Raw genomic sequence first — 14,136 nt, forward strand, 5'->3', positions numbered from 1 at the left:
CTCGCCACAACAAGCACCCTCGGCACACAGTAGGTCTCAGCTTTCCAGCCAGACGTCCCGCGCCCAGTGCCACACCGATTCCCAGGTTTCTTCGGTGACGAGTTCTTCTTCGCCGGACCACAGCACCACAGTGCCGTCTTCTTCGACGCAGTAGTAGTCGTCGCCGTCCTGGCAAATCGGGATCATGCTGCGGTCAACACCGGCATCCCAGGCGTTGGCGGCAACGTCCGGCAGGTAGGTGTGGGACTGTGGGTCGGTGACAGTCACCGGCTCCAGGCTGCCGTAGACCACATCGCTGACGGTCAGCAGAAATTCACGGAAGACGAACGGGATATCGATGAACAGTTGTTCCTCGATTTCCACCAGTTGGTCTTCGTCAGGCAGTTCCAGAGGAACCGGTACCGGTTCGTTGGCTTCACGCAATTGTTCGATAACTTCTTCCACGGCCGGGATCCTCTTGCTAGATGGCGCGGTTTATAGGGGCGTTTTATACAGTAGCTCGCTATAAGTGCAACCGTGAAATAGAAAACCCCGGACAAGTCCGGGGTTTTTGTTACAGCGCACTCAAAGCGTGCAGGGATCAGCCGTTCTGGCGGATACCGGCCACCAGCCAAGGCTGGTTTTCGCCTTGCGGGCGTTCCATGTTCCAGCTTTCGCTGAACACTTCGCCCTGGTCGAAACGCGAGGTCTTCGACACGCCGCTGAAGGTCAGGGTGGCGATGGTCTTGTCGGCGCGGTCGTCCACACCTTCAAGCTGCACTTTCAGGTCTTCGATGTAGGTCGACTGGAAGCCGTCGCCCAGGTCGGCACGTTCGCGCTTGAGGAACTCCAGCAATTGCGGGGTCACGAACTCGGCGATCTTGTCCATTTCGTTGGCGTCCCAGTGTTGCTGCAGGGACTGGAAGTGGCTGCGGGCCGCTTCGACGAAACGCTCTTCGTTGAACCAGGCTGGCGCATTGATTACCGGGCGAGCAGCAGCCGGTGCGGCCGAACCACCAAACATCGAGTTCAGGGCTGGCTTTTGCTCGAACACTTCACGCTGCATCGGCGCGCCGGCTGGAGCCATGTGCTCCTGTTGCTTGCGGCGACGGGCGGCGATAAAGCGGAAGATCAGGAAGGCGATGACCGCCATGATCAGGATGTCGAAGATCTGCATGCCCTGGAAGCCGCCGCCCATGAACATGGAGGCGAGCAGGCCGCCGGCCGCGATACCGGCCAGAGGGCCCAACCAGCGCGAAGCACCGCCAGCCTTGGCAGCAGCGCCTGCGGCACCGGCAGCACCAGCGGTCGCAGCTGCGCCGCCCATGCCGCCGCCGGATGGGGCCATTTGGCTGGTCTGGTGGCTCGGCGCCGAGCCCATGGATTTGCCGCCACCGAAGCGCTTGGCGTTGGCGTCGAGGCTCATCGTCAGGCCGATGCACAACGCCATGGCGATGCTAAGAAAACGTTTCATAAAGGGAATTCCCATTTGTGGATTGCACGCGCGCCATGTTGCACAGGTGTGATGTCAGTGGCTAGCGGCATAGTGTTTCGGGCTTTTGCGTAGGGCCAATACCGAATCGTCTGTAGGACTTGTTACAGATATTGGCCCCACCCCTGCCAAATACAAGGGCGGACCCACATCCTTCATCTTCTACAGTTGTTTCAGATTGCTTCGAGCTTGGCGTAGCCCATCATCAGCCACTTGCTGCCTTCGGCGAAGTTCACCTGCACCCGGGCCTGGGCGCCGGCGCCTTCGAAGTTGAGGATCACGCCTTCGCCGAAGATCGCATGCTTGACCTGCTGGCCAAGGCTGAACGGCGTCTCGGGGATTTCCGAGCCGGCAAACATGCTGCTGGAGTTCTGCTGCTGGCCGCCGCCGAACGGTCGGCTGACGCTGTTGGACAGGCGCACTTCCTGAATCAGGCCTTTGGGCACCTCACGTACGAAGCGCGATACCTTGTTGTAGGTCTCGCTGCCGTACAGGCGTCGGGTTTCGGCGTAGGTCATCACCAGGTTCTGCATGGCCCGGGTGATGCCCACATAGGCCAGGCGGCGTTCTTCTTCAAGGCGGCCGGGTTCTTCCAGGCTCATCTTGTGGGGGAACAGGCCTTCTTCCATGCCCACCAGGAACACGTACGGAAATTCCAGGCCCTTGGCGCTGTGCAAGGTCATCAGCTGGATGCTGTCTTCGTGCTCGTCAGCCTGGGTGTCGCCGGCTTCCAGAGAAGCGTGGCCGAGGAATGCCGCCAATGGCGTCAGGTCTTCGTCTTCTTCGGTGTTTTCGAACGCGCGGGCGGCGCTGACCAGTTCCTCAAGGTTTTCTACCCGTGCCTGGCCTTTCTCACCTTTTTCCGCTTCGTGGTACGCGATCAAACCGGACTGCTCGATCACCGTCTGGGTCATCAGGTGCAGGGGCATTTCCATGCACTTGGCGGCCAGGTTCTCGATCAGCTCGACAAACACGCTCAGGGCGCCGGCGGCGCGGCCGGTCAGGCCTTTGTTGGCGATCAGCAGGCGCATCGCTTCCCACATCGACACATCGCTGTGGCGGGCGTGGTCACGAATGGCTTCGACGGTCTTCTCGCCGATGCCACGGGCCGGGATGTTGATCACCCGCTCCAGCGCCGCATCGTTGCCACGGCCTTCGAGCAAGCGCAGGTAGGCCATGGCGTTCTTGATTTCGGCACGCTCGAAGAAGCGCTGGCCGCCATAGATGCGGTACGGAATGCGTTCGCGCAGCAAGGCTTCTTCCAGCACCCGCGATTGGGCGTTGGAGCGGTAAAGAATCGCGATATCGCTGCGGGCCAGGCCGGTTTTCAGGGCGCTTTCGATGGTTTCCACCACGTAGCGCGCTTCATCGTGCTCGTTGAAGGCGGCGTAGAGGTTGATCGCCTCGCCTTCGCCGCCGTCGGTCCACAGCTCTTTGCCCAGGCGCCCGGTGTTGTTGGCGATCAAGGCGTTGGCGGCCTTGAGGATCCCGGCGGTGGAGCGATAGTTCTGCTCCAGGCGAATGGTTTCGGCGTCCGGGAAGTCGTCGCTGTACTGGTAGATGTTCTCGATTTTCGCGCCGCGCCAGCCGTAGATCGACTGGTCGTCGTCGCCCACCACCATCAGGCTGTCGCCGCCCTTGGCCAGCAGGCGCAACCAGGCGTACTGCACGGCGTTGGTGTCCTGGAACTCGTCCACCAGGATGTGGCGGAAGCGCTTCTGGTAGTGCGCCAGCAAGCCCGGGTTGTCGCGCCACAGGTCAAGGGCGCGCAGCAGCAGTTCGGAGAAGTCGATGACGCCGGCGCGTTGGCAGGCCACTTCATAGGCTTCATAAATGCTGCGCATGGTGGCCAGGAACAGGTCACCGCTGGCCTGGATATGTTGCGGGCGCAGGCCTTCATCTTTCTGGCCATTGATAAACCACTGGGCCTGACGGACCGGCCAGCGTTGTTCATCCAGGCCCAGCTCGCGGATTACCCGCTTGACCAGGCGTTGCTGGTCGTCGCTGTCGAGAATCTGGAAGGTCTGGCTCAGCCCGGCTTCCTGCCAATGAGCCCGCAACAGGCGGTGCGCCAGGCCGTGGAAGGTGCCCACCCACATGCCGGCCGGGCTGATGCCCATCAACTGCTCGATGCGATGACGCATCTCGGCAGCGGCCTTGTTGGTGAAGGTCACCGACAGGATGGAATGCGGTGAGGCGTTCTCGACCTGGATCAACCAGGCGATACGGTGCACCAGCACTCGGGTTTTACCGGAGCCAGCACCGGCCAGGACCAACTGACGGCCAACGGGGGCTGCTACAGCCTGGCGTTGGGCATCGTTGAGGGAGTTCAGCAAAAGGGAGAGATCATCGCGCATCGGCGCATTCTAGGGTGCCCGGGGGAGTCGGGCAAATCCCAATGCCGGATGGTCGATGGAAAACTTCACCGGTCTGTTTTTGATAAGTGCCTGGTGATGACCGGTCGGTCATTGGCCACAGCCCGCGCCCCGTCTCACTCAAACCGTCTGGGACCAAGGTTTGCGGCCAATTATTGCGATATTTTAATGACGTAGAGCAGTTTGGCCCCGGCGTTTGCTTGTGTATGCTCCGTGCACGTTTCGGGCTCACCATTATAAGAACACTGCCTATGACCCTTAGCATTGACCTGGCTGGCCCCTCGGTGGCGCCGGCGCAGGTTATCCGCAAACACTACGCCATGGAGATGGCGGTCGAGCGCACGCGCCTGCTTTACCAAGGCTCCCTGCTGCCTACCTTATTAATGCTGGTGAATGGACTGGTCTGCGCCTGGTTGCTCTGGAGCCCGCAGCGCTACCTGCTGGACAGCATTTGGCTGGTGTGGCTGCTGGCGCTGGTGGCCCTGCGGGTGATTCAGGTGGCGGCGTTCGATTCCGCGATGCCCAGCCGCCAGGCGCAGCCGATCTGGCGGCGGATGTTCATGCTGGGGTCCGCGGTCAGTGGCCTGACATTGGCCAGCGCCGCCATCGCCCTGGTCCCGGTGGACAGTTTCGCGCAACAAGCCTGGGTGTTCGGCCTGCTGGGTGCGGCGACCTTGTCCGCCAGCGTTGCTTATGCCGTCAGCCTGCCCGCCTTCCTGTCGTTTGCCGTGCCTTGCCTGGTGCCGGCGATTATCTATCTGTTCTGGAGCGGCGATCCGCAGCAGCAGGGCTGGGGCTGTTTGGGCCTGATCCTGCTGGCGTCCCTGAGCCTGGTGGCGTGGCAGGTCAATCGCCTGATTCAGCGCGGGCTGCTGCGGCGTTTTCAGAACCAGGCGTTGATCGAGCATTTGCAGCAAGCGCAGCACGGTAGCGAGCAGCTCAATCAGAAACTGGTGCGCGAAGTGGAGCAGCGGCGCCAGGTTGAACAAGAGTTGCGCGAGGCACAGACCGGCCTGCAGCAGCGCGTCGATCAGCGCAGCCAGGAGCTGGACGCGGCGAGCCTGGCCCTGAGCAAAAGCGAGGCGCGCCTGGCGATGGCGTTGCAGGCCAGCGAACTGGGCCTGTGGGACTGGAACCTGCAAACCGACGAGGTCCACCACACCCAGCTCAAGGAGCTGTTCGGCCTGGAGCCGGAATACGTCACGGCGATGCTCAGCCATCTCAAACCAAGGCTGCACCCGGACGACTTGCCACTGCTCAAGCGCGCGCTGGTGGAGCACCTTAAAGGCCGCAGCGAGGACTACCTGGTGGAATACCGGGTGCGCCATGGCGCCGGCCATTGGGTGTGGATCCAGGACCGTGGCCGCGCCGTGGAGCGCTCGCCGAGCGGGCGTGTGACGCGGATGCTGGGCACCCGGCGCGACATCAGCGCCGGCAAGGCTCTGGAGGAGGAGCAGCGCCTGGCGTCGACGGTATTCGAGGCGGCCAGCGAAGGCATTGTGATTCTCGACCCGAACTACGTGCTGATCGCCGTCAACCAGGCGTTCAGCCGCGTCACCGGCTTCGACATTGACGACATGATCGGCCGCAATGTCGTCGAGCTGCCCAGCAGCCGCGACGCACGTCGCCACTTCCCGGTGATCCGCCAGGCGCTGCTCAGCCACGGCACCTGGCAGGGTGAGCTGGTGGAAACCCGCAAGAACGGCGAACTCTACCCGCAATGGCTGCAATTGAATGTGGTGCGTGATGTTCGAGGAAGCGTCAGCCATATCGTGGGCTTCTTCGCCGATCTTTCTGCGCGGCGCGAATCCGAGGAGCGCATGCGCTACCTCACTCACTATGACGAATTGACCGGGCTGGCCAACCGTTCGCTGTTCCGCGAGCGGCTGCGCGAAGCCCACCAGCGGGTGCGCCAGGGCGGCCGCAGCCTGGCCTTGCTGCATATCAACCTGGACCGTTTCAAGCTGCTCAACGACAGCCTCGGCCATGAAGTGGCCGACCAGCTGTTGCAGAAAATGGCCCGCCGCTTGATCAACGCCTTGCCTGAGGCCGACACCATCGCACGCCTTTCCGGCGATGAATTCGCCGTGTTGTTCGACGCCTACGGCAACCTGTCGAGCCTGGCGCGGGTGGCCACACGGTTGCTGGCCAAGTTGCGGGTGCCGGTGACGGTGGAAGGGCACGAGCTGGTGGTCAGCGCCTCAATGGGCGTCAGCCTGTTGCCTGACAATGCGCGGGAAATCTCCGCACTGGTCAGCCAGTCGAACATGGCCATGCAGCACGCCAAGCATCTGGGCGGCAACAATTTCCAGTTCTACACCGACAGTCTGCAAGCCAGCACCCTGGAGCGTTTGCAGTTGGAAAACCAGCTGCGCAAGGCGATTGATGAGCGTCAACTCACGGTGTTCTACCAACCGAAGTTGTGCCTGGCCAGCGGCAAGTTGAATGCCGCCGAGGCGTTGATTCGCTGGGAGCATCCCCAATGGGGCATGGTGCCGCCCGGCGATTTTATCGGGCTGGCCGAAGAGACCGGCCTGATCGTGCCACTGGGGGAGTTCGTGTTGCGTCAGGCCTGCTGGCAGGCCTGTGAGTGGCAGCGCCAGGGGCTGGCGCCGATCCGTGTGTCGGTCAACCTGTCGGTGCATCAGTTGCGCCAAGGCAAGCTGGTCAGCCTGGTGCGTCAGGTGCTGGAGGAGACCGGGCTGGATCCGCAGTACCTGGAGCTGGAGCTGACCGAAAGCCAACTGCTCGACAGTGTCGAGCACATCATCTTGACCTTCCAGCAACTGCGCGACCTGGGCGTGAAGCTGGCGATCGATGATTTCGGCACCGGCTACTCGTCCCTCAGCTACCTCAAGCGCATCCCCGTGGACTACGTGAAGATCGACCAGACCTTCATCCGGGGCCTGGGCCAGGGGCGGGAAGACGCTTCGATCACCCGCGCCATCATCGCCATGGCCCACGGCTTGTCGCTGAAGGTAGTTGCCGAGGGCGTGGAAGATCAGCAGCAGCTGGATTTCCTGCGGGCCGAGCAATGCGACGAGGTGCAGGGCTATTTGATCAGTCGGCCGATGGAAGCAGACGGCCTGGCGGATTTGTTACGAAAAAATGCCGATTTTCTGTAGTTGAGCCCAAGCCGCGCGCGGGGCTACATCAAGCCTGCCCGCTGAATCAGCGGGCAGCAGCGCGATTTAGTGATGCATCGAGCGGGCAAATCGGTAATTCTTGTAGTATAACTACAAGCTTGCTACATCCCTGGCTCCGCCCATAACAAGAGTCCTGCCCTTTGAACCTGTTGCAACATATCGCCCAGTCGCGCCACCTGTTACGCAAATCGGAACTCAAGGTTGCCGATCACGTGCTGCTTGACCCTGCGGCTGTGATGCACAGTTCCATGGCCGACCTGGCCCACAGCGTGGGTATCAGTGAGCCGACCATCGTGCGTTTCTGCCGCGCCATCGGTTGCTCCGGTTTCCAGGACTTGAAGCTCAAGCTGGCCCAGAGCCTGGCCGCCGGTGCGAGCTTTGGCCAGTTCGCGATTCACGAAGACGATTCCGTCGCCGACTACAGCCTGAAAATTTTCGACACCACCCTGCACACCCTGATGGAAGTGCGGGAAAAGCTCGACCCGGTGGAACTGCAAAAAGCCGTGACCGCCATGTCCCAGGCCCAGCGCGTGGAGTTCTACGGTTTCGGTGCGTCCGGTGCGGTGGCGGCGGATGCCCAGCACAAGTTCTTCCGGTTGCTGCTGACGGCGGCGGCCTACAGCGATCCGCACATGCAGGCGATGTCGGCGGTGACGTTGAAGCCCACCGACGTGGCGATCTGCATTTCCCAGTCCGGCCGCTCCAAGGATCTGCTGATCACCGCCAACCTGGTGCGTGAAAGCGGTGCGACCCTGATTACCCTGTGCCCGAGCCAGACACCGTTGGCGGAGCTTTCCACCGTCAACCTGGCGATCGACGTGCACGAAGACACCGAAATCTACACGCCGCTGACCTCGCGTATCGCCCACTTGGTGGTGATCGACGTGTTGGCGATGGGCGTGGCCATGGCGCGCGGCCCGAGCCTGGTCAACCACCTCAAGAGCGTGAAGCGCAGCTTGCGCAGCCTTCGGTTGTCGCCCAAGTCCGTCAAAGCCCTCGACGACTGACTCAAGGGCATACTCGGTCAAAGTGTGGGAGCTGGCTTGCCTGCGATAGCGATCTGTCAGTTGCCATCTTCATGGGCTGATGCACCGTTATCGCAGGCAAGCCAGCTCCTACAGTTGATCGTGTTTGAGCCTCAGAAGATTCATCGTCCTGTCATCCCCGCGCCGCCAAACCGTCATCGCCTGCGCCCATCCTGAACTCCCCGTACTCGCATTGGGAGACTCGAAATGGCTCGGCAATACGAAGAAAGCAACAGCACCGTCAAGACCCGCCGCCAACAGGAAGACCAGCGCCGCATGGCCTTCCGTCGTGCAATTGAAGACCGCTGCGATCAGCGTCAATTGCAACAGAGCATCAGTGACTATCCGGAACTCCATTGGCAGGCGCCCGCAGCTGCCCAGCGAAGCGCTCAGCCAGGGCGCTGATCTGCAGCCGCTCGCTGCGGATAAAGCCCAGGAACGCATGGGCAACCGGTGACAGGCGCTTGGCCTTGGCCTGCACCAGGCACCAACTGCGGTACAGCGGCAGCTCTTCCACCGGCAGCTCCTTGAGCCCGCCGGTGGCCAGTTCCAGGTTGACCGCGTGGCGCGTCAGCAACGCCACGCCCAACCCGGCGGTCACGCACTCGCGTTGCGCTTCGGCGGAAGACACTTCTACCGTCTGGGTGAAATGCACGCGCTTCTCCTTGAAGTACTCCTCGCACGCCATCCGCGTCCCGGACCCCGGCTCGCGCAGCAGCAGCGTGTAAGGCTCAAGATCCTGCAGGCGCAACGGCCCTTGATGACTCAGCGGGTGGTCGTGGGGCGCCACCGCCACAATCGGGTTATTCAGGAACGGCAGGAATTCCAGGCCCATGTCCTGGGGCACCATGGACATGATCACCAGGTCATCCCGGTTGTCTGAAAGCCGGCGAATCACCTGGGCGCGGTTGACCACCGTCAGGTGCAGGTTGACCTCCGGGTGCTGGCGCTTGAAGGCGGCAAACAGGTGCGGCACGAAGTACTTGGCGCTGGACTCCACCGCCAGCTTCAGCTGGCCTTGCAGCGAGCCCTGCATGTCCGAGAGCTGCATGTCGAGGTTTTCCAGGCGCCCGAAGATGTCGCGGCTGGCCCGTTGCAGGGCTTCAGCTGCTTCAGTCATATAGAGCTTTTTGCCGACGTAATCGAACAGCGGCTGGCCCAGCAGCTCTTCCAGCTGCTTGATTTGTAGGCTAACGGCCGGTTGCGTGAGTGACATTTCCTCGGCTGCGCGGCTGTAGGAACGCAAATCACAGACTTCATTGAAAATCTGCAACTGACGCAATGTCATACGCATCAATGACTTACGCATTATTCAAGCACTCCCGTCGACCTCTGATGCGACGACTATAAGTCTTTGCTTATACACAACCCAATTATTATTGATTTTTGTTAATCCCTGCAGGGGCATAGTGTGTGTCACGCGACTGCCATGAAACATTTGGTCACGCGCCGACCCGCCTCCAGGGTCGAAGTAGGTAGCAATCGGCTCAAGGGAATTTCCAAGTGATAAAAAAGATCCTGATCGCCAACCGTGGTGAGATTGCCGTACGTATCGTGCGTGCCTGCGCCGAGATGGGTATTCGTTCGGTCGCGGTCTATTCCGATGCCGATCGCCATGCACTGCATGTAAAGCGCGCAGATGAAGCCCACAGCATCGGTGCCGAGCCGCTGGCCGGTTACCTGAACCCGCGCAAGCTGGTGAACCTGGCGGTGGAAACCGGGTGCGACGCGCTGCACCCCGGCTACGGCTTCCTCTCGGAAAACGCCGAGCTGGCAGATATTTGCGCCGAACGTGGGATCAAGTTCATCGGCCCGTCGGCGGAAGTGATTCGCCGCATGGGCGACAAGACTGAAGCCCGCCGCAGCATGATCAAGGCCGGCGTACCGGTCACCCCTGGCACCGAAGGCAACGTTGCCGACATCGCCGAAGCCCTGACCGAAGGCGACCGTATCGGTTACCCGGTGATGCTCAAGGCCACCTCCGGTGGTGGCGGTCGCGGCATTCGTCGCTGCAATAGCCGTGAAGAACTCGAACAAGCTTTCCCCCGCGTGATCTCCGAAGCCACCAAGGCGTTCGGGTCGGCGGAAGTGTTCCTGGAAAAATGCATCGTCAATCCCAAGCACATCGAGGCGCAGATCCTCGGTGACAGCTTTGGCAACGTGGTGCACCTGTTCGAGCGCGATTGCTCGATCCAGCGCCGCAACCAGAAGCTGATCGAAATCGCCCCAAGCCCCCAGCTGACCCCGGAACAGCGCGCCTATATCGGCGACCTGTCGGTGCGCGCCGCCAAGGCCGTGGGCTACGAGAACGCCGGCACCGTGGAGTTCCTGCTCGCCGAGGGCGAGGTGTACTTCATGGAAATGAACACCCGGGTGCAGGTGGAGCACACCATCACCGAGGAAATCACCGGCATCGACATCGTGCGTGAGCAGATCCGCATCGCGTCGGGCCTGCCGCTGTCGGTCAAGCAGGAAGACATCCAGCACCGGGGTTTCGCGTTGCAGTTCCGCATCAACGCCGAAGACCCGAAGAACAACTTCCTTCCAAGTTTCGGCAAGATCACCCGTTACTACGCGCCCGGCGGTCCCGGCGTGCGCACCGACACGGCGATCTACACCGGCTACACCATCCCGCCGTTCTATGACTCCATGTGCCTGAAGCTGGTGGTGTGGGCGTTGACCTGGGAAGAAGCCATGGACCGTGGCCTGCGCGCCCTGGACGACATGCGCCTGCAAGGCGTGAAGACCACCGCCGCCTATTACCAGGAAATCCTGCGCAACCCGGAATTCCGCAGCGGCCAGTTCAACACCAGTTTCGTGGAAAGCCACCCTGAGCTGACCAACTACTCGATCAAGCGCAAACCCGAAGAGCTGGCCCTGGCCATCGCCGCCGCCATCGCCGCCCACGCAGGCCTGTGAGGAATATAAGAATGAGCAAGAAGATCTTCGTAACCGACACCATCCTGCGCGACGCCCACCAATCGTTGCTGGCGACCCGCATGCGCACCGACGACATGCTGCCGATCTGCGACAAGCTCGACAAAGTCGGCTACTGGTCCCTGGAAGTCTGGGGCGGCGCCACCTTCGACGCCTGCGTACGCTTCCTGAAAGAAGACCCGTGGGAGCGCCTGCGCAAACTGCGTGCGGCACTGCCTAACACGCGCCTGCAAATGTTGCTGCGTGGCCAGAACCTGTTGGGCTACCGCCACTACAGCGACGACGTGGTCAAAGCCTTCGTTGCCAAGGCTGCCGTCAACGGTATCGACGTGTTCCGCATTTTCGACGCCATGAACGATGTGCGTAACCTGCGGGTGGCCATCGAAGCGGTAAAAGCCGCCGGCAAACACGCCCAGGGCACCATCGCCTACACCACCAGCCCGGTGCACACCGTCGAGGCGTTCGTGGCCCAGGCCAAGCAGCTGGAATCCATGGGTTGCGACTCGATCGCGATCAAGGACATGGCCGGCTTGCTGACCCCATACGCCACTGGCGAACTGGTCAAGGCGCTGAAGGCCGAGCAAAGCCTGCCGATCTTCATCCACTCCCATGACACCGCCGGTTTGGCTGCGATGTGCCAGCTCAAGGCGATTGAAAACGGTGCCGACCATATCGACACCGCCATCTCCAGCTTCGCCTGGGGCACCAGCCACCCGGGCACCGAGTCGATGGTCGCGGCCCTCAAAGGCAGCGAATTCGACACCGGCCTCAGCCTGGAACTGCTGCAGGAAATCGGCCTGTACTTCTACGCCGTGCGCAAGAAGTACCACCAGTTCGAAAGTGAATTCACCGCCGTCGATACCCGTGTGCAAGTCAACCAGGTACCGGGCGGGATGATTTCCAACCTGGCCAACCAGTTGAAAGAGCAGGGCGCGCTGAACCGCATGAGCGAAGTGCTGGCGGAAATTCCGCGGGTGCGTGAAGACCTCGGCTTCCCGCCACTGGTCACCCCGACCTCGCAGATCGTCGGCACCCAGGCGTTTTTCAACGTACTGGCCGGTGAGCGCTACAAGACCATCACCAACGAAGTGAAGCTGTACCTGCAAGGCGGCTACGGCAAGGCGCCGGGCACCGTGAATGAAAAACTGCGGCGCCAGGCCATCGGCAGCGAAGAGGTGATCGACGTTCGCCCGGCCGACCTGCTGAAGCCGGAAATGACCAAGCTGCGCGGCGAAATCGGTGCGTTGGCCAAGTCCGAAGAAGACGTGCTGACCTACGCGATGTTCCCGGACATCGGGCGCAAGTTCCTCGAAGAGCGCGACGCCGGCACCTTGAACCCTGAAGTGCTGTTGCCGATTCCTGAAGCCGGCGGCGTGGCCCGTGCCGGTGGTGAAGGCGTGCCGACCGAGTTCGTGATCGACGTGCACGGCGAGAGCTACCGCGTGGACATCACAGGGGTTGGCGTCAAGGCTGAAGGCAAGCGCCACTTCTACCTGTCCATCGACGGCATGCCGGAAGAAGTGGTGTTCGAACCGCTCAACGAGTTCGTCAGCAGTGGCGGCAGCAAGCGCAAGCACGCTACCGCGCCAGGCCATGTCAGCACCGCGATGCCGGGCAATATCGTCGACGTGCTGGTCAAGGAAGGTGACGTGGTCAAAGCCGGCCAGGCCGTGCTGATCACTGAAGCGATGAAGATGGAGACCGAAGTGCAGGCGGCCATCGCCGGCAAGGTCACCGCCGTTCACGTGGCCAAGGGCGACCGGGTCAACCCGGGTGAAATCCTGATTGAAATCGAAGGCTGAACAACAGCCTTCGTGACTACCGCTTAAACCTCGGGGGGGCATGTGCCCCCTTTTTTTTCGCCTGCAGAATCAGAACGCCAGGGTCCATTGGCCGGTCAGGCCCTGGTTGCGACTGCTGCTGGCGAACTCTGCGGTGTAGGCCAGGCCCACGGTGTGTCGTTTCGACAGCGCCAGGTCGAGCCCGGTGTGAATGGCCACGCTGTCCCGGTCCAGGGAGGCGCCCTCAATCGTGAAGTTGCTGTTGAAGCCAGGCCTTTTTACCCAGGCGGAGGATTGGCGAACGCGGCTGCCCACATCGCCGTAGAGGTGTTTCCAGCTCGTGCTCAAGTGGGGTTTGAGGACCATTTGACCGTCCAGGGTGTAGGCGCTGGCCAGGCGAACGCCGAAGGTGCTGCTGAGATTTTGCTGGGTCTGTTTGTCGACGTTCAGGGCGTTGATGCCGCCTTTTTCCTGGTAACGGCCGCGGTGATAACGCTGGTAGCCCAGGCCGCCGAAGGGTTCGGCACTGAAGCCGTCGGTGCCCAGCTGGTAGCCCAGCTCGGCGAAGGTATTCTGGCTTTGGGCGCTGTACTTGCCACTGAGTTGTTCCCGGTAATCCACCAGATTGAAGTCGACGCTGCGCTTGTTCTCGCCGGTGTGGCTGCTATGGATTGCTCCCAGGCGCAGCGCCAGAGGCCCGTCCTGACGCACTGCGTAACCGCCCAGGTGCCAGCTGTCCAGCGTGCCGTTGAAGCGGTTGGCACTCAGGTCGCTGGCGGATTTGGCGCCCAGCACGCCGACGCGCCAGGCGTGGTCCACCGCCCAGTCGGTGCCCAGCACCAGGCCCTGGGTGTGTTGCCGCAAGCCGAGGCCGCCGTGCTGCCCGTAGAGCTTGCCGCTGTTTTCCAGGCCCTGTAGCCAGACGCGTGGGGCACCGCCGGTGTTGTGTGTGTCACTCAACTGACGCATCGCTGAAAGCAGGCTGTTGTTCAGGGCTTTCTGGCTGTTCTGGGTGGCGGCAGCCAGGTTGGCATTCTGGCTGCCTGCCAGTTGCTCAAGGAACGCACCCAGGCGCCCGGGCTGCAAGTTGCCCAGCTCCCGGGCAAAATTTTCAACTTCGTACTCTTCCCACTCGTTCAGCTCGCCTGATGCCAGCAGCGTATCCAGGGCGTGATCCAGCACACGGGCGATGCTTTGGCCATTGTGGGTGGTAGCGTGGTCGGCGAAGTGAAAGTCATGGCTGGGCTCCGGATGAGCAGGGTAGCCGCCGACGGGTGTAGGGGTTATCCACTCACTGTCGGGCTCGATATCCCCGCGTGCCAAGGCGTGTTGGACGCTGGCAAGACCCAGGGTGAGGGTGATGGCGAACGCGATTTTTTTCTTTATGAACGGCATGTAGAC

The 14,136-nt window shown here is 61.8% G+C and carries 11 protein-coding genes; 5 read left to right on the forward strand and 6 right to left on the reverse strand.

Annotated features, from left to right (window positions below):
• Nucleotides 1-36: 36 nt before the first annotated feature.
• The 3 genes from HX875_RS14210 to uvrD all read right to left on the reverse strand — a co-directional run bounded on the left by HX875_RS14210 (nucleotide 37) and on the right by uvrD (nucleotide 3,828).
• Nucleotides 37-444, reverse strand: a complete 408-nt coding sequence (locus HX875_RS14210) for an SMI1/KNR4 family protein (protein WP_003213456.1) — start codon at nucleotides 442-444, stop codon at nucleotides 37-39.
• A gap of 136 nt (nucleotides 445-580) precedes the next feature.
• Nucleotides 581-1,453: a Tim44 domain-containing protein gene (locus HX875_RS14215; RefSeq protein ID WP_177043653.1), complete on the reverse strand. Its 873-nt coding sequence runs from the start codon at nucleotides 1,451-1,453 to the stop codon at nucleotides 581-583.
• A gap of 191 nt (nucleotides 1,454-1,644) precedes the next feature.
• On the reverse strand, nucleotides 1,645-3,828 hold the full coding sequence (gene uvrD / locus HX875_RS14220; protein ID WP_003213452.1) for a DNA helicase II: 2,184 nt from the start codon (nucleotides 3,826-3,828) through the stop codon (nucleotides 1,645-1,647).
• Between the two features lie 269 nt (nucleotides 3,829-4,097).
• Between uvrD and HX875_RS14225 the strand changes: the two genes are divergently transcribed.
• The gene (locus HX875_RS14225) at nucleotides 4,098-6,971 is read left to right on the forward strand and encodes a GGDEF domain-containing phosphodiesterase (RefSeq protein ID WP_177043654.1); all 2,874 of its coding nucleotides are present in this window, start codon (nucleotides 4,098-4,100) and stop codon (nucleotides 6,969-6,971) included.
• A 161-nt stretch (nucleotides 6,972-7,132) separates the two neighbouring features.
• Complete coding sequence (hexR, locus tag HX875_RS14230) at nucleotides 7,133-7,999, forward strand: transcriptional regulator HexR (protein ID WP_010168370.1); 867 nt, start codon at nucleotides 7,133-7,135, stop codon at nucleotides 7,997-7,999.
• Between the two features lie 108 nt (nucleotides 8,000-8,107).
• Here the strand turns inward: hexR and HX875_RS14235 are convergent, their stop codons facing one another.
• The gene (locus HX875_RS14235) at nucleotides 8,108-8,287 is read right to left on the reverse strand and encodes a hypothetical protein (protein ID WP_256348109.1); all 180 of its coding nucleotides are present in this window, start codon (nucleotides 8,285-8,287) and stop codon (nucleotides 8,108-8,110) included.
• On the opposite strand from HX875_RS14235, the gene HX875_RS32760 reads away from it, so the two are divergent.
• On the forward strand, nucleotides 8,225-8,422 hold the full coding sequence (locus tag HX875_RS32760) for a PA3496 family putative envelope integrity protein (protein ID WP_084250771.1): 198 nt from the start codon (nucleotides 8,225-8,227) through the stop codon (nucleotides 8,420-8,422). The genes HX875_RS14235 and HX875_RS32760 overlap by 63 nt on opposite strands.
• Here HX875_RS32760 and HX875_RS14240 read toward each other — a convergent pair.
• Nucleotides 8,352-9,326 carry a LysR family transcriptional regulator gene (locus HX875_RS14240; RefSeq protein WP_177043656.1) on the reverse strand — a complete coding sequence of 325 codons (975 nt, stop codon included), beginning with the start codon at nucleotides 9,324-9,326 and terminating at the stop codon, nucleotides 8,352-8,354. The genes HX875_RS32760 and HX875_RS14240 overlap by 71 nt on opposite strands.
• A 194-nt stretch (nucleotides 9,327-9,520) precedes the next feature.
• Here HX875_RS14240 and HX875_RS14245 point away from each other — a divergent pair, with 194 nt between their 5' ends.
• Together HX875_RS14245 and oadA are read left to right on the forward strand one after the other, a co-directional pair.
• Complete coding sequence (locus HX875_RS14245; protein WP_003213442.1) at nucleotides 9,521-10,936, forward strand: acetyl-CoA carboxylase biotin carboxylase subunit; 1,416 nt, start codon at nucleotides 9,521-9,523, stop codon at nucleotides 10,934-10,936.
• Between the two features lie 11 nt (nucleotides 10,937-10,947).
• Nucleotides 10,948-12,756, forward strand: coding sequence for a sodium-extruding oxaloacetate decarboxylase subunit alpha (gene oadA, locus HX875_RS14250; RefSeq protein WP_177043657.1), 1,809 nt, complete (start codon nucleotides 10,948-10,950; stop codon nucleotides 12,754-12,756).
• 69 nt (nucleotides 12,757-12,825) lie between these two features.
• Here the strand turns inward: oadA and HX875_RS14255 are convergent, their stop codons facing one another.
• Nucleotides 12,826-14,130, reverse strand: coding sequence for an autotransporter outer membrane beta-barrel domain-containing protein (locus HX875_RS14255; RefSeq protein WP_177043658.1), 1,305 nt, complete (start codon nucleotides 14,128-14,130; stop codon nucleotides 12,826-12,828).
• Nucleotides 14,131-14,136: the final 6 nt, after the last annotated feature.

Origin of the sequence: Pseudomonas yamanorum, from assembly GCF_013386765.1 — a bacterium.
GTDB lineage: Bacteria > Pseudomonadota > Gammaproteobacteria > Pseudomonadales > Pseudomonadaceae > Aquipseudomonas > Aquipseudomonas yamanorum_A.